Genomic DNA, 23,164 nt, shown 5'->3' on the forward strand with positions numbered 1-23,164 from the left:
CGCGACGACGGCCGGCGAGGAGATTACCATGCATATTCATCTACTACAGCACGGCCCGCACCACGGCCCCGCCCGCCTGACCGACTGGCTCGACAGCATGGGCCACAGCTACACGGTTTTTCATCTGTTCGACGGCGAGCTGACCCCGCGCCCCGGCGAGTGCGATGCGCTCATCGTGCTCGACGGCCCGGAGGAGTTGATTCAAACCCCGCCCGCCTGGTCCAGAGCGGAGAAAAAACTTTTGAACCGCTACCTGGACGGCCAGCGTCCGGTGCTCGGCATCGGTTTGGGGGCGCTGTGGATTGCCGAGGCGCTGGAGGCGGTGATCGCCCCAGGCACCTACCCGGAAACCGGCTGGCACGGCGTTACGCTTGCCCCGGAAAGCCCGTTCGATCTTCCCGAGCGCTTCGAGGCGTTCATGTGGCACCGCTACGTGTTCAGCCTGCCGGATGCCGCCCTGCCGCTGGGCGGCAGTGACGCCGCCCCGCTTCAGGGCTTTGCCTGGGATGCCGGGCGAGTGATGGGGCTTTTGTGTCACTTCGAGGTCACCGCCCAAAGTGCCGCCGAGCTTTTCGCGCACCCGCCCGCCGCGCCGGCCACGGCCGCCGGCCAACGCTATCTGCAAAGCGAAGCGGCCATTCTGGAAACCCCCCAGCGCTTTCACGGCCTGGCACCGCTACTTGATCGCGTCATGCTGCAGTGGCTGGCCCGCGCCTAGGCGCTCCACTGACGGGCGGCGTCCAGGCAGCTCTCCCAGTCGCCCACATGAAGCTCCGCCGGGGCACTCTGGCGCCGCTCCAGGTGATAACGGTAGAGCGGGTCGTAGTATTCGGTCAGAAGCGGGCCAAGCCAGGCTTCGTGGGCCTGGGTGTTGCCCAGGTCGTGGGCATCGAAGGCCAGCGCCTGCAACCGCTGAAGGCGCTGCAGGCGCGCATTGCCCAGCCGCTTGGCTAGCCGCTTCAGGCTATTGGAGAGCTGCTCTTTCATGCGCGCACGGCCTTCCTCGGCGCCAAACCGCGCCACGAACGCCGCCTCCAGCGCTTCGATATAATCATGACGAAGCTGATCCAGACGCCAGTCCAGCGGCATCTCGACGCGAATGCGTGGTGCTTTTTCCATCGCGTGCCAGAAAGTGAGAGGAATGTTGGCATTGCCGATCTGGCGCGACTCATCCTCCATCACCAGCTTACCGGGGCGGTCCAGCAGCTGCACTGCAAGCGTGTGCTCGAAATCGATTTGCGTCGTGGGCGCCTCGACCTGGCGGCCAAACGCCGAGCCCTTGTGGTTGGCACAGGCCTCCAGGTCGATGCCGTTTTCGAGACGGTTGATCAGTACGGTCTTGGCAGAACCTGTCAGCCCGGCCACCACCAGCATGGGCTGCTCGGCGGCCTGATCGATACGCTCGCAAAGTGCGCGGCGCATCTCTTTCCAGCCCCCCGCAATCCGGGGCACATCGACGCCCTCCTCGGCAAGCCATGTCGTGGCGATCTGCGAGCGCAGGCCGCCGCGAAAGCAGTAGATCAGCGCGTCCGGGTGGCGTGACAGATACTCGCGCCAGGCCGCAATACGCGCCCGCTTGACCTCGCCGCTAACCAACCGCTCGCCCAGGGCGATCGCCGCCTGTTGGCCGTGCTCCTTGTAGGCGATACCGACCTGATGGCGCTCCTCGTCGACCATCAGCGGCAGGTTGACCGCACCAGGAAGGCTCCCCTGAGCAAACTCGACCGGCGCGCGCACGTCGATCAGCGGCGTGCCCTTGTGAATCAGCTGGGTCGTGGCGGGTACGTCATTTCTCATCTAGCCGACCACATCGATCAGTGCATCGCCTTCCCGCGCCTTCATGGTGCCGAAGGGCTGAAGATCGAGCCCGTGCTCGCGGCCAATGCGCTCCACGTCATCCTCCCAGGCCGGGTCGACGCTGAGCAGAAGACCGCCGGAGGTTTGGGGATCGCACAGCCACTGCCAGTGCGCTTCGTCCATCGGTTTGAGCTGCCCACCCAGCGCTTCGTGATTTCTGAGCGTGCCGCCGGGCACCGCGCCCTGGCGGCGGTAGGCTTCGGCCTCGGCAAGGCGCGGCAGCCGGCGAAAATCGATCTGCGCCATGACGTTGCTGGCACTGCAGATCTCGCTGAGATGGCCGGCCAGACCAAACCCGGTGACATCGGTCATGGCGTTGAGCCCCTTCACTTTGGCAAGCTCCACGCCGATGCGGTTGGATTTGAGCATGGTTTCGCGGGCCAGGCCATGGTGGCCCGCTTCCAGCAGGCCGCGCTTTTCGGCGGTGGTCAAAAGGCCCACGCCGAGCGGCTTGGTCAGAAAGAGCAGGTCGCCGGGTTTGGCGCCGCTATTGAGCTTGAGCTGGTCGAGCTGGATCAGCCCGTTCACCGCCAAGCCAAAAATGGGCTCGGTGGAGTCGATGGAGTGCCCGCCGGCCAGCGCCACGCCGTGCTCGCGGCACACGCCCTGGGCACCGGCCACCACGTCGCCGGCGATCTCCGGGGCAAGCTTGTCGACCGGCCAGCCGAGAATACTCAGCGCCATCACCGGCGTACCGCCCATGGCGTAGATATCGCTGATCGCGTTGGTCGCGGCAATACGCCCGAAATCGAAGGGGTCATCGACGATCGGCATGAAGAAGTCGGTGGTCGAGATCATGCCCCGGCCATCGCCCAAATCGAACACGGCAGCGTCTTCGCGCCCCTGGTTGCCCACGATGAGCTGCTTGTGGCCGGCGCTCGGGCCCGCCTTGGCCAGAATGCTGTCGAGCACGTCCGGGGCGATCTTGCAGCCGCAGCCGGCGCCGTGGCTATATTGGGTCAGTCGAATCGAACTCATGGCGTCTCTCCTTGAAACCCACCGGTCGTCGCGTTTGCCCGCGTGATCGTCGATAGGTCGTTGTTTTCCATTTAAGCGTAGTACAGCTTAAAGCGCTTCCAGCGCATCGCTCAACTTATCCACGGCGATGACTTCCATGCCCTTGGGCGGCTGCTTCGGCGCGTTGGCCCTCGGCACGATCGCGCGTAAAAAGCCGTGTTTGGCGGCCTCGGAAATGCGCTCCTGGCCGCTGGGTACCGGACGAATCTCGCCGGACAGCCCCACCTCGCCGAACACCACCAGCTCCTTCGGCAGCGCCCGGTTTTGCAGGCTCGACACCACAGCCAGCAGTACCGCAAGATCGGCGCTCGTTTCCAGCACCTTGACGCCGCCGACCACGTTCAGAAACACGTCCTGGTCGCCGGTAAAGAGCCCGCCGTGGCGGTTGAGCACGGCGAGCAGCATCGCCAGTCGGTTCTGATCGACCCCCACCGCCACACGGCGCGGATTACCCAGCGCCGACTCGTCCACCAGTGCCTGCACCTCGACCAGAATCGGCCGCGTGCCTTCCCACACCACCATGACCAGACTCCCCGGCGCCTGCTCTTCCTGACGGGAGAGAAAGATCGCGCTGGGGTTCTTGACCTCTTTCATGCCCTGCTCGAGCATCGCGAAGACGCCGAGTTCGTTCACCGCGCCGAAGCGGTTTTTCTGCCCCCGTAGAGTTCTAAAGCGCGAGTCGGCGCCGCCTTCGAGCAGAAGCGAGGCATCGATCATGTGCTCGAGCACCTTGGGGCCGGCCAGGGTGCCGTCTTTCGTCACGTGGCCGACCAGCAGCAGTACCGTGTTGCTCTGCTTGGCAAAGCGGGTGAGCGCGGCCGAGGATTCGCGCACCTGGGCCACGCCGCCGGGGGCGGAGCTAATGTCCTCGAGGTGCATGGTCTGGATCGAGTCGATCACCAGTATTTCCGGCTTTTCGCGCTCGGCAACGGCAAGAATCGTTTCGACGCTGGTTTCGGCCAGCATCTTGAGCCCGCTGGTGGGTAGCTGCAGGCGGTGGGCGCGCATGGCGACCTGGGAAAGCGACTCCTCACCGGTGACGTACATGATGCGCCGCGTTTGAGCGAGCTTGCAGGCGGTTTGCAGCAGCAGGGTCGACTTGCCCGCCCCCGGGTTTCCGCCCAGCAGCACCGCCGAGCCGGGCACGAGCCCGCCGCCCAGCACGCGGTCGAACTCGGCGAAGGTGGAGCTCAGCCTTGGCACCTCGCTCAAATCGACCTTGCTCAGATCGACCACGTCACGGGAAAGATCTCCTGCGTAGCCGCTTCGACCCTGAGCGGGCGCCCCGGCACCGGGCCGGGCGCTCGCCAGGCGCACCTCGCTCAGGGTATTCCATTCCTGGCAGCTCGAGCACTGCCCCTGCCACTTGCGGTATTCGGCTCCGCACTCGGTGCACACATAGGCGCTTTTGACTTTGGCCACGCCGCGCTGCTCCTGTCTTGCTTGCCGCCCGGCGGCCGCTACAAGGTGCCGGGCAAATACACGAAAGGCGGCTCAGGGCCGCCTTTCACACTCACGGCGCGTACGCCGTGACGCTCATCGCTTGAGCGCTTACCGGCGCTGCAGCTGCAGCATTTCACCGTTCTCGAAGCGACGACGTTCCGGGTCGATCAACTCGAGCGTTTGTTCGCTGATTTTCTGGAAGTAGTAGATCTGTCCATCGCCGTTGGGCGTCAGCTCATAAACGGTCGCGTTGGAATCCGACGGCGTGCCGGTCAGCACTTCCCAGTTACCGGAGTAGTTTTCGTCCGGCGGGGTCTGGGGATGGTTACGATAGCTTGCCGTCAGGTCGAACGTCCGCTCCTGCGGGGCGCTGGTCTCTTCACCTTCCAGCGTCACGTTGAGGTCGATGCCATCACAGTTGCGGCACGGCAGCGTTCCCTGATAGGTGGCCTGAGACGCGCTCATGGCGGGAGCGTCCTGGCCCTGCTGATCGGTCTGGCCCGATGCGCAGCCCGCCAGTAGTGCCAACATAGCCGAACCGGCTAGCAAACTCCGAAATTGCATTGGGTGTCTCCTTATCGTGTTGGACATACATTTCTTTCGTGCGCTTATGACAGCATAACCGCTACAAGGTGCGACGCCCACCCCTCGATGCGTTGCATTCATGTCAAATAATCGCCAGACAAAACAGCCGCCTGTAATAGTCATGGATGCGTCTTGCGCTTGATCGTGGCTCGGGCCACCATAATGCTCCTTGCAAGAGCCACCAGGTGTCCCTCATGAGCCAATTCTGGAGCCCCGCCGTCCGGTCGCTGACCCCGTACGTGCCCGGCGAACAGCCCGTCGAGCGTCTGATCAAGCTCAACACCAATGAAAACCCCTATCCGCCGGCCCCGGGCGTGGGTCAGGCGCTGCGCGATTACGCCACCGACCACTTGCGCCTCTACCCGGACCCGACCTCCCGCGCGCTTCGACAGACGCTGGCCGATACGTTCGACGTCGACCTGGAGCAGACGTTTGTCGGCAACGGCTCCGATGAGGTGCTGGCCTTCGCCTTCCAGGCCTTTTTCTGCCACGGCGCGCCGCTCGATGCGCCGGCCATTACCTATAGCTTTTACCCGGTCTACGCCAAGCTGTACGGGATCGAACTTCGCCAGCATCCGCTCAACGCCCAGTGGGAAGTCGACCTCGACGCCCTGACCGCGAGCGCCGCGCGCAGCGGCGTCATCCTGGCCAACCCCAATGCGCCTACCGGCCACGCCCACTCGCTCGAGAACATCGAGGCACTTCTCAAGCGGGTACCGGATCGCGTGGTGCTGGTCGATGAGGCCTACGTCGACTTCGGCGCCGATAGCGCCGTTGCGCTCATCAAACGCTACCCGAACCTGCTGGTGACCGGTACGTTCTCCAAATCAAGAAGCCTTGCCGGCCTACGGCTGGGCTATGCGATCGGCTCGCCGGCGCTGATCGAGGGGCTGCAGCGGGTCAAGGACTCCTTCAACTCCTTCCCGGTGGATAGCCTGGCCAGTGTGTTGGGTATCGAGGCGCTCAAGGATCAGGCGCACTTCGACGCCTGCCGCAACCATGTGATCGCCACTCGCGAACGCACCCGCGAACGCCTCGAGGCGCTAGGCTTTGAGGTACTGCCGTCAAAAGCCAACTTCGTGCTGACGCAGCACCCCGACTTTCAAGGCGCCCAGCTCTTCGCCGGCCTTCGTGAGCGCGGCATTCTGGTACGCCACTTCAACACGGATATTCTGGGCAACTTCCTGCGCATCACCATCGGCACCGATGATGAAATGGATAGCCTGATGGAAGCGTTGGAAAGCATTTGTCGTTAACTGGTGATAGCCATTTCAACCCGCTCTTGTAGGAGCAGGCTTTAGCCAGCGACGCGGCGCACCGCTTGGGTGGACGGCAGGCACGATGGCAAACCCAACCCCGGGCGGCTGTCGCCGCCATCGCCCGATGAATCGGGCTCCTACAGTAGATCAGGGCGCGATTGCCCTGCAGGAGCAGGCGCTAGCCAGCGATGCGGCGCAACGCGTCGCTTGGGTGGACAGCAGGCACGGTGGCAGCAAATCCCACCCGGGCGGCGGGTGCCGCCATCACCCAATGAATCGGGCACCTGCAGTCGATCGGGGCGCGATTGTCCTGTAGGAGCAGGCGTCAGCCAGCGATGCGGCGCACCGCGCCGCCGGGGCCGGGCGGCAGGCACCCTGCCTTCCGGGCCTTTTCCCTTCTTTTTTCCACGCATAAAAAAAAGCCCCGAACACAGAGTGCTCGGGGCTTTTTCGAATAGGTGCCTGACGATAACCTACTCTCGCATGGGGAGACCCCACACTACCATCGGCGCGTTGCGGTTTCACTTCCGAGTTCGGCAAGGGATCGGGTGGTTCACGCAAGCCATGGTCGTCAGGCGTAACTTTCAATGTATATCGGCTGACGGTTTCGTGATCGTCCCGTTCGACATGAAGCCTTTCGCTTCATGCTCATGCGTATCCGGTTCTTGCTTCGTTGTCACTGCGGGCCGAACCCCTTGGGTGTTATAGGGTCAAGCCTCACGGGCCATTAGTACACGTTAGCTCAACACCTTGCGGTGCGTCCACACCGTGCCTATCAACCAGCTGGTCTCGCTGGGCCCTTCAGGAGGCTCAAGGCCTCGGGGATGTCTCATCTTGAAGGGGGCTTCCCGCTTAGATGCTTTCAGCGGTTATCCCGTCCGCACATAGCTACCCGGCAATGCCACTGGCGTGACAACCGGAACACCAGAGGTGCGTCCACTCCGGTCCTCTCGTACTAGGAGCAGCCCTTCTCAAACATCCAACGCCCACGGCAGATAGGGACCGAACTGTCTCACGACGTTCTAAACCCAGCTCGCGTACCACTTTAAATGGCGAACAGCCATACCCTTGGGACCGACTTCAGCCCCAGGATGTGATGAGCCGACATCGAGGTGCCAAACACCGCCGTCGATGTGAACTCTTGGGCGGTATCAGCCTGTTATCCCCGGAGTACCTTTTATCCGTTGAGCGATGGCCCTTCCATACAGAACCACCGGATCACTAGAACCTGCTTTCGCACCTGCTCGACGTGTCTGTCTCGCAGTCAAGCACCCTTATGCTCTTGCACTCATTGCACGATGTCCGACCGTGCTGAGGGTACCTTCGTGCTCCTCCGTTACTCTTTGGGAGGAGACCGCCCCAGTCAAACTACCCACCACACACTGTCCTCGACCCGGATGACGGGTCGGAGTGAGAACACCAATGATGCCAGGCCGGTATTTCAAGGGTGGCTCCCTCCGAACTGGCGTCCGGAGTTCCTAGCCTCCCGGCTATCCTACACAGGCAACATCAGTATCCAGTGTGAAGCTATAGTAAAGGTTCACGGGGTCTTTCCGTCTAGCCGCGGGTACACCGCATCTTCACGGCGATTTCAATTTCACTGAGTCTCGGGTGGAGACAGCGTGGCCATCATTACGCCATTCGTGCAGGTCGGAACTTACCCGACAAGGAATTTCGCTACCTTAGGACCGTTATAGTTACGGCCGCCGTTTACCGGGGCTTCGATCAGGAGCTTCGCCCGAGGGCTAACACCATCACTTAACCTTCCGGCACCGGGCAGGCGTCACACCCTATACGTCCGCTTGCGCGTTGGCAGAGTGCTGTGTTTTTACTAAACAGTTGCAGCCACCTGGTATCTTCGGCCGGTTCGGGCTCGGGGAGCAAGTCCCTCTACCCTACGCCGGCGTGCCTTCTCCCGAAGTTACGGCACCATTTTGCCTAGTTCCTTCACCCGAGTTCTCTCAAGCGCCTTGGGATTCTCACCCTGACCACCTGTGTCGGTTTGGGGTACGGTCGCACATGATCTGAAGCTTAGAGGCTTTTCCTGGAAGCGTGGCATCAGTGACTTCCTGACCGTGGTCAGTTCGTCTCGCATCTCGGCCTTGAACGCCCGGATTTGCCTGAGCATTCAGCCTACCTGCTTTCACCGGGACAACCAGCGCCCGGCTCACCTAGCCTTCTCCGTCCCCCCATCGCAATCATGTCCGGTACGGGAATATTGACCCGTTTCCCATCGACTACGCCTTTCGGCCTCGCCTTAGGGGCCGACTCACTCTGCTCTGATTAGCATCGAACAGAAACCCTTGGTCTTCCGGCGGGGGAGTTTTTCACTCCCCTTATCGTTACTCATGTCAGCATTCGCACTCGTGATACCTCCAGCAGACCTCTCGATCCACCTTCGTCGGCGTACACGACGCTCCTCTACCGCTCATCCAGAGGATGAACCCGTAGCTTCGGTACCTGGTTTAGCCCCGTTACATCTTCCGCGCAGGCCGACTCGACCAGTGAGCTATTACGCTTTCTTTAAAGGATGGCTGCTTCTAAGCCAACCTCCTGGCTGTCTGAGCCTTCCCACATCGTTTCCCACTTAACCAGGATTTGGGGACCTTAGCTGACGGTCCGGGTTGTTTCCCTTTTCACGACGGACGTTAGCACCCGCCGTGTGTCTCCCACGCTGCACTCACCGGTATTCGGAGTTTGCCTCGGGTTGGTAAGTCGGGATGACCCCCTAGCCGAAACAGTGCTCTACCCCCGGTGGTGATACGTGAGGCGCTACCTAAATAGCTTTCGAGGAGAACCAGCTATCTCCGGGCTTGATTAGCCTTTCACTCCGATCCACAAGTCATCCAAATCTTTTTCAACAGATCCTGGTTCGGGCCTCCAGTTGATGTTACTCAACCTTCACCCTGCTCATGGATAGATCGCCCGGTTTCGGGTCTATATCCAGCGACTGGTCGCCCAGTTAAGACTCGATTTCTCTACGCCTCCCCTATTCGGTTAAGCTCGCCACTGAATATAAGTCGCTGACCCATTATACAAAAGGTACGCAGTCACAGAACAAGTCTGCTCCCACTGCTTGTACGCACACGGTTTCAGGATCTATTTCACTCCCCTCGCCGGGGTTCTTTTCGCCTTTCCCTCACGGTACTGGTTCACTATCGGTCAGCCAGGAGTATTTAGCCTTGGAGGATGGTCCCCCCGTCTTCAATCAGGGTTTCTCGTGCCCCGACCTACTCGATTTCACTGTGCTCGGATTTCGGCTACGGGACTATCACCCGCTATGGTCAGACTTCCCAGACTGTTCGCCTATCGATTGCACAACTTAAGGGCTGGTCCCCGTTCGCTCGCCGCTACTGGGGGAATCTCGGTTGATTTCTTTTCCTCGGGGTACTTAGATGTTTCAGTTCCCCCGGTTCGCCTCGTATCCCTATGTATTCAGGATACGATACCGACCTTGTGGTCGGTGGGTTTCCCCATTCAGAGATGTTCGGGTCGCAGGTCGTTTGCCACCTCACCGAACCTTATCGCAGGCTTCCACGTCTTTCATCGCCTCTGGCTGCCTAGGCATCCACCGTGTGCGCTTCATTGCTTGACCCTATAACCCGAAGGAGTCCGGGCCCGCAATGACAACGATTGCCGGATACGCTTGAGACGTATCACAAAACAATTGCGTATCGAGATCACGTCACGATTACAGGAGCCGAAGCTCATGTCACCGTATCGTCATTCGATACTGTCAGCATGATATACATTGTTAAAGAGCGACTGCCATAAGCAGTGACAAGACAACGCGTGGCGTCTGGCTTGTCACTGCTCATCAACAGCATCTGATCAGGCAATTCATTGTGGACGTTTACCGCGAGGATGACGCATCGTTTAAGGAGGTGATCCAGCCGCAGGTTCCCCTACGGCTACCTTGTTACGACTTCACCCCAGTCATGAACCACACCGTGGTGATCGCTTTCCCGAGGGTTAAGCTAACCACTTCTGGTGCAGTCCACTCCCATGGTGTGACGGGCGGTGTGTACAAGGCCCGGGAACGTATTCACCGTGGCATTCTGATCCACGATTACTAGCGATTCCGACTTCACGGAGTCGAGTTGCAGACTCCGATCCGGACTGAGACCGGCTTTTCGGGATTCGCTTGCTCTCGCGAGTTCGCTGCCCTTTGTACCGGCCATTGTAGCACGTGTGTAGCCCTGCTCGTAAGGGCCATGATGACTTGACGTCGTCCCCACCTTCCTCCGGTTTGTCACCGGCAGTCTCCCTAGAGTTCCCGCCATTACGCGCTGGCAAATAGGGACAAGGGTTGCGCTCGTTACGGGACTTAACCCAACATTTCACAACACGAGCTGACGACAGCCATGCAGCACCTGTCTCTGCGTTCCCGAAGGCACCCCGGAATCTCTTCCGGGTTCGCAGGATGTCAAGAGCAGGTAAGGTTCTTCGCGTTGCATCGAATTAAACCACATGCTCCACCGCTTGTGCGGGCCCCCGTCAATTCATTTGAGTTTTAACCTTGCGGCCGTACTCCCCAGGCGGTCGACTTATCGCGTTAACTTCGCCACAAGGTGCACAAGGCACCCAACGGCTGGTCGACATCGTTTACGGCGTGGACTACCAGGGTATCTAATCCTGTTTGCTACCCACGCTTTCGCACCTCAGTGTCAGTGTCAGTCCAGAAGGCCGCCTTCGCCACTGGTATTCCTCCCGATCTCTACGCATTTCACCGCTACACCGGGAATTCCACCTTCCTCTCCTGCACTCTAGCCTGACAGTTCCGGATGCCGTTCCCAGGTTGAGCCCGGGGCTTTCACAACCGGCTTGTCAAGCCACCTACGCGCGCTTTACGCCCAGTAATTCCGATTAACGCTTGCACCCTCCGTATTACCGCGGCTGCTGGCACGGAGTTAGCCGGTGCTTCTTCTGTGGGTGATGTCCTTCCTGACGGGTATTAACCGGCAGGCCTTCTTCCCCACTGAAAGTGCTTTACAACCCGAGGGCCTTCTTCACACACGCGGCATGGCTGGATCAGGCTTGCGCCCATTGTCCAATATTCCCCACTGCTGCCTCCCGTAGGAGTTCGGGCCGTGTCTCAGTCCCGATGTGGCTGATCATCCTCTCAGACCAGCTACGGATCGTCGCCCTGGTGAGCCGTTACCTCACCAGCTAGCTAATCCGACATGGGCTCGTCCGATAGCGGGAGCCGAAGCCCCCTTTCTCCCGTAGGACGTATGCGGTATTAGCCTGGGTTTCCCCAGGTTATCCCCCACTATCGGGTGGATTCCCATGCATTACTCACCCGTCCGCCGCTCGCCACCAGGAAGCAAGCTTCCCGTGCTGCCGCTCGACTTGCATGTGTTAAGCCTGCCGCCAGCGTTCAATCTGAGCCATGATCAAACTCTTCAGTTTAAAATCAGTGTGATTCTTGCCTGCCCCACATACGAAGACATGACGCAGAGGCGAATCAATCCTGGCTCAAGGTTCAAACGAATTTACCGTGATACCTCGAAAGGTATCGCTGTGTTCGTCTGCCTTGATATAAGGTGACTTGTCACCCTCATCGGCAAACGCCCACATGAATTGCCTGATCAAATTGTTAAAGAGCTGTTCGACGAACCGTTCGATGACCTGAACCGCTTGCCCGTCGAGGAAGGCGTATTCTACGCATTCCGGTGAATTTGTCAACCGCTGATTTCAGCGAGTGAAGCGAGCCATTCAAACCTGCCGAACAGTGCTCTAACTTCCTGACAAACCGAAGGTTTTCACCTTTATCCACCGCTGGAAACGCTTGGCGTCCCCGGCAGCGGATGCGTACTTTACGGATTTGGCGGGGCGAGTGCAAGGGCTTTTTTTCAAAAAGATGCGTGCCGTCATCAGGGTGTCATACAGCCGTGTCAGGCACGCCCTTTTTTACGGCCGTTTTTAGCCTTGCGCATAACCGCATGTACCGGGCCGGAAAGCACATAGGCACCGAACAGCAGTAGCAGCATCGCGGACGGTTCTACCGAGATCATCACGAAACCGAGTACCACCGCCAGCAGTACGACAAATGGCACCGGCTTTTTGAAGTCGAGCTCCTTGAAGCTGTAGTAGCGGATATTGCTGACCATCAAAATGCCCGCCGCGGCCACGACGACCAGCATCAGAAGCTTGAAGCCAAACGCATCGGCATCGAAGCTGTGAAAGGTCCATACACTGGCCGCAACCAGTGCCGCTGCTGAAGGGCTGGGCAGGCCGATAAACCACTTCTTGTCGGTACTGCCGATCTGTACATTGAAACGCGCCAACCTGAGCGCGGCGCAGGCCACATATAGAAACGCCACTACCCAGCCGGTCTTGCCGATATCCTGAAGTATCCAGGTAAAGGCGACCAGCGCGGGCGCCATGCCAAACGAGATCATGTCGGCGAGGCTATCGTACTCTGCGCCGAAAGCACTTTGAGTGTTGGTCATGCGCGCCACGCGCCCGTCCAGCCCATCGAGCACCATGGCGATGAAAATGGCGATAGCCGCCGAGCTGAAGTCGCCGTTAATGCCGGCCACCACGGCAAAGAAGCCGGAAAAGAGCGCCGAGGTGGTAAAGAGGTTGGGCAGCAGGTAAATCCCCTTGCGGCGAATTTTTTTGCCGTCCTCGACGGACTCTTCGACCACCTCGGTTTCACGTAGAAATGCCGTAGCGAGGTCTTCGTTGCTCACCGAGTCGCTGTCGCGGTCGGGCTTGTAAGGCGGCGGCGTATGTCCTGGCTCTTGATCGTGAGCATCCTGAGTCATGTGCGTCATCCCTAATCTGAAATCGTTTGTAGTCCGGTTTTCATTCTACACGCTACCCGGCCGGCGGCTACCGCGATTGCGGCTATCGCAACAGCCTGGCTCAAACGTCGGTAGAGTGCGATAACTACCACACCGCCATGCCTGCAAAGCGCTGACAAAAAAGCCGCCCCTGGGGGCGGCTTTTAAACGCAGGCGAAGAGCGAGCGCTAGAGCGACAGCACCTTGTCTCCCCGCGCGATACCGGACACCCCGGTGCGCGCCACTTCGAGAATGCCCACCGGCGCCATGGCCTGCAGGAACGCGTCGAGTTTGGCGGCGTCGCCGGTGATCTGCACGGTGTAGAGGCTCGGCGTCACATCCACCACCTGGGCGCGGAAGATGTCGACCGTGCGTTTGACCTCGTCGCGGGCAGCGCCCAGCGCTTTCACTTTCACCAGCATCAGCTCGCGCTCGATGTGGTTACCCTCGGTCAAATCGACCAGCTTGACCACGTCGATCAGCTTGTTGAGGTGCTTGGTGATCTGCTCGATCACGCGATCATCGCCCACCGTGGTGACCGTCAGCCGTGAGAGCGACGGGTCTTCGGTGGGTGCAACGTTGAGCGTTTCGATGTTGAAGTTACGCTGAGAAAACAAGCCCACCACACGTGATAGCGCACCCGGTTCGTTTTCCAGAAGAATCGAGATGATATGACGCATCAGGTACGCTCCGTTTTGGACAGCAGCATGTCACGCATCGCGCCAAGCGGCACTTGCATCGGATAGACGTGCTCGAAGGGGTCGACCTTGATATCGAGGAACACCAGTTCGTGCTTGTCTTCGAAGGCACGGGCCAGTGCCGGCTCCAGCTCCTCTTTCGTGGTCACGGTAATCGCGGTAAAACCGTAGGCCTCGATCAGAAGATGGAAATCCGGCAAGGACTCCATGTAGGAGTGGGCGTGGCGCGACTTGTAGTTCAAGTCCTGCCACTGGCGCACCATGCCGAGCGACTGGTTGTTCAGGTTAACGATCTTCACCCCTACCCCGTACTGCTTACAGGTAGAGAGTTCCTGCATCATCATCTGAAAGCTGCCTTCACCGGTGATACACACCACGTCATCATCCGGATAGCTCTTCTTGATGCCCATGGCCGCCGGAAAACCGAAGCCCATGGTGCCCAGGCCCCCGGAGGTGATCAGCCGGTTGGGCTTGTCGAACTTGTAGTACTGGGCGGCGAACATCTGGTGCTGGCCGACATCGGTGGTGACGAACGCCTCGCCCCGGGTCACGCGGCAAACTGCCTCGACCACTTCCTGAGGCTTGAGCGCCTCGCCGGGGTTGGACGGCTCATAGAGCTTGCCTTCGCGATCCAGGCGCCAGCCGTCGATCTTCTCCCACCATTCGTTAAGCGCGTCGGTGTTTTCCACCGTGCGCCCTTGAACGAGGCTAATCATCTCGTTGATGACGCCAGCGGCAGGGCCGACGATCGGCACGTCGGCGCGCACGGTCTTGGAGATCGAGCTCGGGTCGACGTCGACGTGAACGATTTTCGCCGTGGGGCAGAATTTCGAGGTGTTGTTGGTCACCCGGTCGTCGAAGCGCGCACCGATGGCAATGATCAAATCCGCGTGGTGCATCGCCATGTTGGACTCATAAGAGCCGTGCATGCCGAGCCAACCCAGGCACTGCTTGTCGCTTTGCGGGTAGGCGCCGATGCCCATGAGCGTGGTGGTAATCGGAAAGCCGAGTTTCTTGACCAGATCCGTCAAACCTTCGCTGGCACGGCCGGTGACCACGCCGCCGCCGGTATAGAACACCGGGCGTTTGGCCTTGAGCATCAGCTCGACGGCCTTTTTGATCTGCCCGGTGTGGCCGCGGCTGACCGGGTTATAAGAGCGCAGCTTGACCTTTTTCGGGTAAGCGTACTCGTAGCGCTCGGTCGGCGCGGTCATATCCTTCGGGATATCGACCACCACCGGGCCCGGGCGGCCGGTCGAGGCGAGATAGAACGCCTTTTTCAGCACGTCCGGAATTTCGGAAGGGTGACGAATCGAGAAGCTGTGCTTCACGATCGGGCGGGTCACGCCGACGATATCGGTTTCCTGAAAGGCGTCTTCGCCGATCAGATGGCTCATGACCTGGCCGCACAGTACGACCATGGGAATGGAGTCCATGTAGGCGGTGGCGATGCCGGTCACGGCGTTGGTCGCGCCGGGCCCGGAGGTCACCAGCACCACGCCGGGCTTACCGGAGGCGCGGGCGTAGCCGTCGGCGGCGTGGGTCGCCGCCTGCTCGTGGCGCACCAGAATATGTTTGACATCGTCCTGACGGAAGAGCGCATCATAGATATGCAGCGCCGCCCCACCGGGGTACCCATAAATGTATTCGACGCCCTCGTCTTTCAAGAAGCGGGCGATCATGTCTGCGCCGGAAAGCAGTTCCACAGTAATTCTCCCCTAAAGGTCTCGAGTGCGATCCGCAGATGGCTGCGGGGTCGAGTGCGGCGGTATGCCGCTGCCGGCGATGCCGACACCTGATGCCAAACCCTGGCATACGGCCCGGTTAGGGCCAGCACTCTCATCGGAGGCCGTGTTGAAACGGCGTCCTTTCACGGCGGTTCACCGCGTCGGGGCGTTGGCCAGGCCAAGCGGTTGACTTGAGCCCGGAAGTCCTTCGGCGGGTAAAGGCGAAAGCCTACCCTTCACGCGGGGATAGGGGGTTACCCGTGGGGTCCGCGTCCGCAAATCAGGAACCCACAAGATTCCAATAGCGCCTCTTGCCTGTCAACCTTTCATCGCCCCAATCCGGGGCGGGTGCACCAAAACAAAAACCCCGCCGGGCTGTCCGGCGGGGTCGGTCGATCACATCACGTGCTATCAGGCGAAGACCAGCTTGCCCTCCTCGGCGCTGACGTGGATGGTCGCGCCCGGCGCGTACTTGCCGGCGAGCAGGTCCTGGGCCAGCGGGTTCTCGATCCGGCTCTGGATCGCCCGCTTGAGCGGCCGCGCCCCGAACACCGGGTCGAAACCGACGACCGCGAGCTGCGCCATGGCCTCGTCGCTGACCTCGAGACTCAAACCATGCTCGGCAAGGCGCGCCTTCAAGCGCTCGAGCTGGATAGACGCAATCGCCTGAATCTGCGTCTGCCCCAGGGCGTGGAAGACCACTACTTCGTCGATGCGGTTGATGAGCTCTGGGCGGAAGTGGTTGCCGACCACGTCCATCACCGCGTCCTTCATCGCTTCATAGCCCGCGTCGTCACTGTTCTCGCCGCCCATGCGCTGGATGATGTCCGAACCCATGTTCGAGGTCATCACGATCACGGTGTTACGAAAATCTACCGTGCGGCCCTGGCCGTCGGTCAGCCGCCCGTCTTCGAGCACCTGCAGCAGAATGTTGAACACATCCGGGTGTGCCTTTTCCACCTCGTCGAGCAGCAGCACCGAGTAGGGCTTGCGGCGCACCGCTTCGGTCAGATAGCCGCCCTCCTCATAACCGACGTAGCCGGGAGGCGCGCCGATCAGCCGCGCCACGGAGTGCTTCTCCATGAACTCGGACATGTCGATACGCACCATCGCCTCCTCGGTATCGAAGAGGAAGTTGGCCAGCGACTTGCAAAGCTCGGTCTTGCCCACCCCGGTCGGGCCGAGAAACAGAAACGAGCCGTTGGGCCGGTTTGGGTCGGAAAGGCCGGCCCGCGAGCGGCGCACCGCGTTGGCCACCGCCTCGACCGCTTCCTCCTGGCCGATCACGCGCTCGTGCAGCGCCTCTTCCATGCGCAGGAGCTTATCGCGCTCACCTTCGAGCATTTTCGATACCGGAATGCCGGTCCAGCGCGAAACGACCTCGGCGATCTCCTCTTCGGTCACGTTGGAGCGCAACAGCTGGTGATGGGCGGTATCGGTTTCGCCTTCACCGCTTTCCGCGATCTTCTTCTCGAGTTCGGGAATCTTGCCGTACTGGATTTCGGACATGCGACCAAGATCGCCCTGGCGACGCGCCTGCTCGAGATCCAGGCGCGCCTGCTCGAGCTCGGCCTTGAACTGGGCGGCGCCCTGAATACTGGCTTTTTCCGCCTTCCAGATCTCGTCGAGGTCGGCGTATTCGCGCTCGAGCTCATGAATGTGATCGTTGAGTGCTTCCAGCCGCTTGCGGGTCGCCTCGTCGGTCTCCTTCTTGAGCGCCTCGCGCTCCATCTTGAGCTGGATCAGGCGCCGGTCGAGGCGGTCCATCGACTCGGGCTTGGAATCGAGCTCCATGCGAATGCGCGAGGCTGCCTCATCGATCAAATCGATCGCCTTGTCCGGCAGCTGGCGGTCGGTGATGTAGCGGGTAGAGAGCTTCGCCGCGGCGATGATCGCGGAATCCGTGATCGCCACGCCGTGGTGCACCTCGTAGCGCTCCTTCAAACCGCGCAGAATGGCGACGGTGTCCTCTTCCGAGGGTTCGTCGACCAGCACCTTCTGGAAGCGGCGCTCGAGCGCGGCGTCCTTTTCGATGTACTTGCGGTACTCATCGAGGGTGGTCGCGCCCACGCAGTGCAGCTCGCCGCGGGCAAGCGCCGGTTTGAGCATGTTGCCGGCGTCCATCGCGCCGTCGGCCTTGCCGGCGCCGACCATGGTGTGCAGCTCGTCGATGAACAGGATCACTCGGCCTTCTTCCTGGGCAAGCTCCTTGAGGACCGATTTCAGGCGCTCTTCGAATTCGCCGCGAAACTTGGCGCCAGCCAGCAAGGATCCCATGTCCAGCGACAGCACGCGCTTGTCCTTCAGCCCTTCCGGCACCTCGCCATCGACGATACGGCTGGCCAGCCCCTCGACGATGGCGGTCTTGCCCACGCCGGGCTCGCCGATCAATACCGGGTTGTTCTTGGTGCGCCGCTGGAGCACCTGAATCGTGCGGCGAATCTCGTCGTCGCGGCCGATCACCGGGTCGAGCTTGCCTTCAAGCGCCCGCTGGGTGAGGTCGAGGGTGTACTTGTTGAGCGCCTCACGCTGATCCTCGGCGTTGGCATCACTCACACTCGCGCCGCCGCGAAGGCTCTCGATCGCGCTTTCGAGATTCTTACGCTCGATGCCGGCCTCTTTCATCGCCTTCGCCACCGCGCCGCCGGCCTCAAGTGCCGCAAGCAGCACGAGTTCGCTGGCGATGAACTGGTCGCCGCGCTTTTGCGCTTCACGGTCGGTGAGGTTGAAAAGTTTCACCAGATCGCGCGAGGGCTGCACATTGCCATCGAACTGGCTGACTTTGGGCAGATCCTCGAGCAGGCGCTTGAGCGCGTCGCGCAGGCGCGAACTCGCCCCACCGGTCTTGTCGATGAGCGCCTTGATCCCGGTGTCGCGGGTATCGAGCAGGGAAAGCAGAAGGTGAACGGGCTCGAGCTGATTATGGCCCTGGCCGACAGCCAGAGACTGCGCCTCGGCAACGGCGGACTGGAGCTTCGCGGTGAATTTATCGAATCGCATGGCATTCTCCCGGGGTGGCCGCGCGTTTGGACGCGCGGCGTGGCCCTGAACGGTTTCAATTTGCCAGAAGGTTTGGCTTGACAAATTAAATGGTGCCGATTCAGGGCGCTTTCAAGAGCTCATGCAGGGTTAAATTCGGATTCACTCACACCGGGTCGTTGGCGAGCCAGATGACGCTGGCCATGCGCCCGGTGCGCCCCGAGTCACGGCGGTAGGAGTAAAAGCGCGATTCGCAGGCGGTACAGAAGTGGCCGCCGCTGATGTGGTGAACGCCCAGAGTCGCCAGGCGAAAGCGCGCCAGCCGGTAGAGGTCGGCCATGTAGTGGTTGAGCCGGTAGGGGCTGTGCTCGAAGGCGTCCGCGCTCTCCGGATGGGCACCGACGAAGGCGCCATACACCTCCGGGCCGACCTCGAACTGGGCGTTGGAGATCGCCGGTCCCAGCCACACCAGAATATCGTCGGCGTCGCAGTTCATCGCCGCGACCGTCGCCTCCAGCACGCCGCTGGCAAGCCCGCGCCAGCCGGCGTGGGCCACCGCTACCTGGCTGCCCTGGCGGTTGCAGAAGAACACCGGCAGGCAGTCGGCGGTGAGCACCACGCAAGCGTACTCGCTGGTCGTGGCGATCGAGGCGTCCGCTTTAGGCGGGCTCGCTTGAAAGCTCTGCTGCACGCGGGCGCTGTGAATCTGGTCGAGCCACAACAGCGGGCGGTCGTCGCCGACCTCTTTTTGCAGCAGGCGCCGGCAAAGCGCCACGTGATCCGGATGATCGCCAACGTGGCTGGCCGGATTGAAGGCGGCGAAGTCGTTCTGGCTAGGGCCGGTTTCGCGGGTCGTGACGAAGCCACGAACGTTGTCCGGCGCCGGCCAGTCCGGCACCACCTTACTCGGGTGCAGGTCGATGGCATCGCTCATCGTTTGGTCTCGCTGTCATCGCGCAGGTAGTCCAGCAGCATCAAGAGCTCGTCGGGCAGCGACGCTCTAAACGTCATGGGCTCTTCGCTGACCGGATGAATAAAGCTTAACTTTCGCGCGTGCAGCGCCTGGCGGGGAAACTCGCGCAGAATCTCCTTCAACTGCTCACCGGCGCCCGGCGGAAGGCGCGCCCGCCCGCCATAGAGCGGGTCGCCGATCAGCGGGTAGCGGGCGTGGGCCATGTGTACGCGAATCTGGTGGGTGCGCCCGGTTTCGAGCTGACAGCGCACGTGGGTATGGGCGCGAAAGCGCTCGACCACGCGGTAGTGCGTGACGGCGGGTTTGCCCGAGGCGGTCACGGCCTGGCGCTTGCGATCCTTCGGGTGGCGGCCGATTGGTGCATCGATCGTGGCCCCGGATACGGGCTTGCCGATCACCACCGCATCGTACTGGCGCGAAACGCTTCGCGCCTGCAGCTGTTCGACCAGCCGGGTCTGGGCGGTCAGAGTCTTGGCCAACATCATCAGGCCGGTCGTGTCTTTATCAAGGCGGTGAACGATCCCCGCCCGAGGAATCTCGGCCAGCGACGGGCAGTGAAACAGCAGCGCGTTCAGAAGCGTGCCGTCCGGGTTGCCCGCTGCCGGGTGCACCACCATGCCCGCGGGCTTGTTGAGCACGATGACCGCCTCGTCTTCGAACACGATATCGAGGGGAATCTCCTGGGCGGCGAAGCGCGTATCCTCCTCGAGGGTAGCGCAAAGGCGCAGGGTCTCTAGGCCGTGGAGCTTTGCCTTGGGTTTGGCGGTCGCGCCGTCCACGGTCAGCTCGCCGCCATTGATCCACGCTTTCAAGCGCTCGCGGGAGTATTCGCTGAACAACTCCGCCGCCGCCTGGTCCAGGCGAGCGCCGGCAAGCGTGGCGGGCACCTGGTGTGTGGCTTCGATGATGTGCGACATGCAGAACCTCTTAGGACGCAGACCCGAGCGGCAAAACGCGGTGATGCCTGCGTTTTGCGCCAAGGTGTTTTATAGTGGGCCAATTGCGACCTATTCTACCATTTCTACTTATGGCCATCTTCGCTTTTCGGTGATTGAGGCTTGTTTGCAACGAGGATGATGATGCGCGTTTTCTCCACTGCCCACCGCTTTGGCGCCGTAGCCTTGAGCCTTGCTCTACTAGCCGGCTGTGCCAGCAACAGCAACAACGACGACGCCGCCGAGCAGGATGAGGGCGAGTTCTCCAACGTTCAGGAGCGCGAGCTCTACGAGCTCGCTCGCACCGCGCTTGAAGATAACCGCTACCCCATCGCCATCGACCGCCTGGAAGCGCTGGATACCCGCTACCCCTTCGGCGCCCATGCCGAGCAGGCCCAGCTCGAGCTGATCTACGCCTACTACGAAAACGGCAACTGGGAAGAGGCGCGCGCCGCGGCCAGCCGCTTCATCCGCCTGCAGCCGGATCATCCTCAGGTCGACTACGCCTACTACCTGCGCGGGCTCTCTGCCTGGCAGGCCGGGCGTTTCAGCCTCGAGCGGCTGCGCCTGATCGACATCTCCAAGCGCGATCTTGGCGCTTCGCGGGATGCCTACAACGATTTCCGCGAGTTGATCCAGCGCTTCCCGCAAAGCGAGTACGCCCCGGATGCCCAGCAGCGTATCGTCTATCTGCGTGAGCTTTTGGCCCAGCACGAGCTGCACGTGGCGGACTACTACCTGCGCCGCGGCGCGTATCTTGCCGCCGTCGAGCGCGGACGCTGGGTGATCGAAAACTTCCCCGAAGCCAACGCCACCCGCGACGCCCTGGCCACCATGGTCGAAGGCTACCAGGGCCTGGGCATGAACGACCGCGCCGAGGAAGTGCTCGCGGTGCTGCGTGAAAACGACCCCAATCACGAGCAGCTTCGCGGCGGACGTTTCGTGCCCAAGCACGGCTAATCCCTGCACTGATAGCACTCCATAAAGCCCCTGAACGGCCAAGCGCCGGTCAGGGGCTTTTTTTGTGGGCGAACGTTGAGCCTCTTGCCGTTACCCAGAAATTTCTGGCGGCCTTTTTTGCTAGCACTTTTTAACTATCCCTAACAAAAAAATAGCAAAAAATATTATGCAATATTTGTACATAGATCTAGTATTGCATCAGCCAATAACAGCCATCGCTACAAGGGAATTGTACGCATGCCCGCTCGAAGCCAGCTAAAAATCAGCACCCGCCTCACCATCGCTTTCTCGATTCTGCTCTTTTTTCTTGCCGCGCTCACCGCCATCGGGATCTATCAAGTGGGCCAGATCAATCGTGACCTGGCCGAGATCAACGACGTCAATGCCGTCAAGCAGCGCCATGCCATTGACTGGCGCGGCAGCGTTCACGACCGAGCCATTGCCCTTCGCGATCTCGTCATTACCGCCACGGACAACCAGTACCGCGACCTGAGTAGCGAAATGCGGCGGCTTCAGGACAACTACCTGAACGCCTCTCAGGAAATGGCAAAGATCACCCGCGACTACCCGGGGCCGGCAGAGGAAGCGCGTATTATCGAAAGCGTTCAGGCGCAGCAGGCATTAACGCTCGAGCTGACCGACGCGGTGGTCGGCGCACGGCTGGCAGGCGACTTCGCCCGGGCGCAAACGCTTTTGATCGAACGGGCGGGGCCGGCGTACGCCGAGTGGCTGTCGCGCATCAATCAGTTCATCGACCTGCAGGAGCGGCTCAACAACGTCACCACCGACCACGCCCGCCACGCCGCCGCGAGCTTTCAAAACCTCATGCTCGGCTTGACCCTGCTGGCGCTGATCATCGGCGGGCTCATGGCATTCTGGCTGTCGCGCCAGCTGCTGAGCGAACTGGGTGCCGAGCCCTTCGAGGTCCAGGCGTTTTCCAACGCGATCGGTAACGGCAATCTGGCCGTGGCAAGCGAGCGCCACACGAAACGCGAACGCGGCATCATGGCCTCGCAAGTGGCCATGGCCGGGCAGCTCGAGGAGATCGTATTGAAAGTGCGCGGCTGTGCCGAGGCGGTGGCCAGCAACAGCGAGCAGATCGCCGAAGGCAATACCAACCTCGCCTCGCGCACCGAGCAGCAGTCAAGCGCTCTGGCCCAAACCGCGGCTGCCATGGAGCAGCTCAACAGCACCGTGACCCAGAACGCCGACAACGCCGAACGGGCAAGCCAGGAAGCGACGCAGGCAACCGCCACCGCCGCCCAGGGCGGCAAGGCGGTTCGCGAAATGACCGCGACCATGAACGAACTGGACCAAAGCTCCCAGGAGATTTCCGGCATCATCGCGACCATCGATGCGATCGCCTTTCAGACCAACATTCTGGCGCTGAACGCCTCGGTAGAAGCGGCACGCGCCGGCGAACACGGCCGCGGCTTTGCGGTGGTGGCCAGCGAAGTGCGCAATCTCGCCCAGCGAAGCGCCAGCGCAGCCAAAGAGATCAACGCGCTGATTTCGAAAAACCTCGAGCGCGTCAAACACGGCAACGAGCGCGCAAGCCTTGCGCGCCAGTCCACTGAAGAGATCATCAGCGCCATCGAGCGGGTCAACGTCATCATGAACGAGATCAGCAGCGCCAGCGCCGAGCAGAGCGCCGGGGTGCGCGAGATCAACCAGGCCGTTTCCGAAATGGATCAAATGACCCAGGACAACGCCCACCTGGTCAGCGAAAGCGCCAGTGCCTCCTCGACGCTGCGCCACAATGCACGGGAGCTCATCAACGCCATGCAGACGTTCAAACTCCCTGCCTCGGCCCAAGCCTCCACCGCGCCGGCCTCAACCGCCAACGCCTTGCCAGCGACTCGCAACACGGCTTCCAAACCGCTCGTTCAGCGCCCTGCAGAGCCCGCCTGGGAGAGTTTCTAACCCTCACCGCTTCTGGA

The 23,164-nt window shown here is 61.2% G+C and carries 14 protein-coding genes and 3 rRNA genes; 4 read left to right on the forward strand and 13 right to left on the reverse strand.

The annotated features are described in order from the left end of the window. Nucleotides 1-28 precede the first annotated feature (28 nt). A complete protein-coding gene (locus OCT39_RS14255; RefSeq protein ID WP_263585122.1) occupies nucleotides 29-718 on the forward strand; it encodes a type 1 glutamine amidotransferase in 690 nt (229 codons plus the stop codon). Here OCT39_RS14255 and mnmH read toward each other — a convergent pair. The 4 genes from mnmH to OCT39_RS14275 form a co-directional block, all read right to left on the reverse strand. Further along, on the reverse strand, nucleotides 715-1,797 hold the full coding sequence (gene mnmH / locus OCT39_RS14260) for a tRNA 2-selenouridine(34) synthase MnmH (RefSeq protein ID WP_263585123.1): 1,083 nt from the start codon (nucleotides 1,795-1,797) through the stop codon (nucleotides 715-717). The two genes, OCT39_RS14255 and mnmH, sit on opposite strands and share 4 nt — an antisense overlap. After that, nucleotides 1,798-2,835 (reverse strand): selenide, water dikinase SelD, encoded by a 1,038-nt coding sequence (selD, locus tag OCT39_RS14265; protein ID WP_263585124.1) that lies wholly within the window; start codon nucleotides 2,833-2,835, stop codon nucleotides 1,798-1,800. It abuts the gene before it with no gap. A gap of 87 nt (nucleotides 2,836-2,922) precedes the next feature. Continuing rightward, nucleotides 2,923-4,296, reverse strand: a complete 1,374-nt coding sequence (gene radA, locus OCT39_RS14270; RefSeq protein ID WP_252109598.1) for a DNA repair protein RadA — start codon at nucleotides 4,294-4,296, stop codon at nucleotides 2,923-2,925. A 129-nt stretch (nucleotides 4,297-4,425) separates the two neighbouring features. Continuing rightward, on the reverse strand, nucleotides 4,426-4,881 hold the full coding sequence (locus OCT39_RS14275) for a copper resistance protein NlpE (protein WP_263585125.1): 456 nt from the start codon (nucleotides 4,879-4,881) through the stop codon (nucleotides 4,426-4,428). A gap of 215 nt (nucleotides 4,882-5,096) precedes the next feature. Here OCT39_RS14275 and hisC point away from each other — a divergent pair, with 215 nt between their 5' ends. Beyond that, nucleotides 5,097-6,158, forward strand: coding sequence for a histidinol-phosphate transaminase (gene hisC / locus OCT39_RS14280; protein ID WP_263585126.1), 1,062 nt, complete (start codon nucleotides 5,097-5,099; stop codon nucleotides 6,156-6,158). Between the two features lie 463 nt (nucleotides 6,159-6,621). Here hisC and rrf read toward each other — a convergent pair. From rrf to rluD, 9 genes are all read right to left on the reverse strand, one after another. Next, nucleotides 6,622-6,737 (reverse strand): 5S ribosomal RNA (gene rrf / locus OCT39_RS14285). A gap of 130 nt (nucleotides 6,738-6,867) precedes the next feature. Next, nucleotides 6,868-9,756, reverse strand: a 23S ribosomal RNA gene (locus OCT39_RS14290). A 282-nt stretch (nucleotides 9,757-10,038) separates the two neighbouring features. Beyond that, a 16S ribosomal RNA gene (locus OCT39_RS14295) occupies nucleotides 10,039-11,573 on the reverse strand. The 16S, 23S and 5S rRNA genes sit together here, the layout of an rRNA operon. A gap of 485 nt (nucleotides 11,574-12,058) precedes the next feature. Further along, nucleotides 12,059-12,934: a CDP-diacylglycerol--serine O-phosphatidyltransferase gene (gene pssA, locus OCT39_RS14300; protein WP_263585127.1), complete on the reverse strand. Its 876-nt coding sequence runs from the start codon at nucleotides 12,932-12,934 to the stop codon at nucleotides 12,059-12,061. Nucleotides 12,935-13,140: 206 nt separating this feature from the next. Further along, a complete protein-coding gene (ilvN, locus tag OCT39_RS14305) occupies nucleotides 13,141-13,632 on the reverse strand; it encodes an acetolactate synthase small subunit (protein ID WP_263585128.1) in 492 nt (163 codons plus the stop codon). Next, a complete protein-coding gene (locus OCT39_RS14310) occupies nucleotides 13,632-15,356 on the reverse strand; it encodes an acetolactate synthase 3 large subunit (RefSeq protein WP_263585129.1) in 1,725 nt (574 codons plus the stop codon). Before OCT39_RS14310 ends, ilvN begins: the two co-directional genes overlap by 1 nt. A gap of 432 nt (nucleotides 15,357-15,788) precedes the next feature. After that, a complete protein-coding gene (gene clpB, locus OCT39_RS14315; protein ID WP_263585130.1) occupies nucleotides 15,789-18,377 on the reverse strand; it encodes an ATP-dependent chaperone ClpB in 2,589 nt (862 codons plus the stop codon). Nucleotides 18,378-18,522: 145 nt separating this feature from the next. Continuing rightward, nucleotides 18,523-19,290: a peptidoglycan editing factor PgeF gene (pgeF, locus tag OCT39_RS14320; RefSeq protein WP_263585131.1), complete on the reverse strand. Its 768-nt coding sequence runs from the start codon at nucleotides 19,288-19,290 to the stop codon at nucleotides 18,523-18,525. Then, nucleotides 19,287-20,246, reverse strand: a complete 960-nt coding sequence (rluD, locus tag OCT39_RS14325; protein WP_263585132.1) for a 23S rRNA pseudouridine(1911/1915/1917) synthase RluD — start codon at nucleotides 20,244-20,246, stop codon at nucleotides 19,287-19,289. The genes pgeF and rluD overlap by 4 nt, the downstream gene beginning before the upstream one ends. Before the next feature lie 162 nt (nucleotides 20,247-20,408). Here rluD and OCT39_RS14330 point away from each other — a divergent pair, with 162 nt between their 5' ends. Both OCT39_RS14330 and OCT39_RS14335 read left to right on the forward strand, forming a co-directional pair. Continuing rightward, complete coding sequence (locus tag OCT39_RS14330) at nucleotides 20,409-21,224, forward strand: outer membrane protein assembly factor BamD (RefSeq protein ID WP_263585133.1); 816 nt, start codon at nucleotides 20,409-20,411, stop codon at nucleotides 21,222-21,224. A 237-nt stretch (nucleotides 21,225-21,461) separates the two neighbouring features. Beyond that, the gene (locus tag OCT39_RS14335) at nucleotides 21,462-23,147 is read left to right on the forward strand and encodes a methyl-accepting chemotaxis protein (RefSeq protein ID WP_263585134.1); all 1,686 of its coding nucleotides are present in this window, start codon (nucleotides 21,462-21,464) and stop codon (nucleotides 23,145-23,147) included. The last annotated feature ends 17 nt before the right edge of the window (nucleotides 23,148-23,164 follow it).

The organism is Halomonas sp. GD1P12, assembly GCF_025725645.1.
GTDB lineage: Bacteria > Pseudomonadota > Gammaproteobacteria > Pseudomonadales > Halomonadaceae > Vreelandella.